This is a genomic window from Aeromonas sp. 25-AL00135 (assembly GCF_054052385.1).
Map to the genome: position 1 here is coordinate 1 of NZ_JBSTYQ010000042.1, position 1,714 is coordinate 1,714.

General features: G+C 60.4%; 2 protein-coding genes. One reads left to right on the forward strand and one right to left on the reverse strand.

Going from position 1 to position 1,714, the window contains the following annotated elements; all coding sequences use genetic code 11:
* Window positions 1–184: hypothetical protein (locus ACW5XC_RS20360; protein WP_456516113.1), on the reverse strand; the 184-nt coding region annotated here is incomplete at its 3' end.
* Between the two features lie 230 nt (window positions 185–414).
* Between ACW5XC_RS20360 and tssI the strand changes: the two genes are divergently transcribed.
* A partial coding sequence (gene tssI / locus ACW5XC_RS20365; protein ID WP_456516114.1) for a type VI secretion system tip protein TssI/VgrG occupies window positions 415–1,714 on the forward strand: 1,300 nt, incomplete at its 3' end.

A 1,714-nucleotide genomic window follows, 5' to 3' on the forward strand; every position in this document is an offset into this window, starting at 1 on the left:
GTTGCCGGTACTTCCGGTGCGGACGACTGGCGCGCGCCCATCGAGGCGTAAGCCTTGCTTCGGTACTTTGGTATTCCTTGTAAGTAGTAATGTGTCTTTGAGCCGGTTGTTCAACCGGCTTCTTGTACTGTGCATTTTCTCCAGCCTGGCCAACGGGTTGGCTGGAGCTTTTCTGTTTTGCCATCCCCCTGCCGGGGTTTGATGCCCTGCTGGTGAGTGCGGAGGGATGGCAAAGCACTAAAGGGTGTCCTGTGATGCAGACCCGAACCGCTCGTAACCTGTTAACCCCTTTATCTTTGGTGGCCCTTGCGTTACCTGAGAGGGCGGTAGCGTGGCTGCGCGGCGAGGGCGTGTATGGGCGCGAGAGTTGGCAAGGGCTCAGGCACTGCTTGGCCGTGACAAGAGGGGAAAGCCATGGCTAATCAAACCGGATTGCAATTTACCGTCAAGGTGGGGGCGCTGCCCGAGAGCACCTTCGTGGTGGCCAGTTTCCAGCTGGATGAGGGGCTGAACCGGCCGTTCAACCTACAGCTGGAGGTGGCCAGCAGCCAGCCAGATGTCGACTTTGGCGCCGTGCTGGACCAGCCATGCGAGCTGATGGTGTGGTACAACGGCGAGCTGCAGCGCCGGGTCTGCGGGGTTGTGAGCGAGTTTGCCCAAGGGGACAGCGGCTTTCGCCGTACCCGTTACAGCCTGCAAGTCAAACCGGCCCTGTGGCGACTGGGGTTGCGCCAGAACTCCCGCATTTTTCAGGCGCAAAAGCCCGATGAAATCCTCAGTATCCTGCTGCAAGAGCATGGCATTACCGATTACGCCTTTGCCCTGAAAAACGAACACGCCCAGCGGGAATACTGCGTGCAGTACCGCGAGACCGACCTCGATTTCGTGAACCGCCTTGCTGCCGAAGAGGGGCTGTTCTACTTCCACGAGTTTGAAGCAGGCAAGCACCGCATCGTCTTTGCTGACGATGCGGCAGCCCTGACTGCTGGCCCTGAGCTCTTCTTCAACCTCGGTAACCGCTCGCTGGAGCAAGGTCCTTACGTGCGCCAGTTCCACTACCGCGAGGCGGTACGGCCAAGCGATGTAGAGCTCAAGGACTACAGCTTCAAGACCCCGGCTTATGGTCTCTCCCACAAAAAGCAGGGCGCAGAGCTCGAGCATCAGCGCGATACCTATCAGCATTTTGACTACCCTGGCCGCTACAAGCAGGACGGCAGCGGCAAGGCGTTTGCCCAACACCGGCTCGATGCGCTGCGCAATGACGCGGTAGAAGGCAGCGGCAAATCCAACAGCGCCGCGTTGCTGCCGGGTCAGCACTTCTCACTCACCGAACACCCCAATGGCAGCCTCAACACCGAGTGGCAAATCGTTCATATCCGCCACACCGGTGAGCAACCCCAAGCCTTGGAAGAAGAGGGCGGCAGCGGCCCGACCGTCTACCACAACGAATTTGGCGTAGTGAAGGCGAGTACCACCTGGCGCGCCCGTATCGGCAGCCCCGAGGCACCCTACAAGCCGATGGTGGATGGCCCGCAAATCGCCATCGTAGTCGGCCCGGAAGGGGAGGAGATTTACTGCGACGAGCATGGCAGGGTCAAACTGCAGTTCCCGTGGGACCGCTATGGCAGCTCCAACGACCAGAGCTCCTGCTGGGTGCGGGTGAGTCAGGGCTGGGCCGGTGGCCAGTACGGCATGATGGCCATCCCGCGCATCG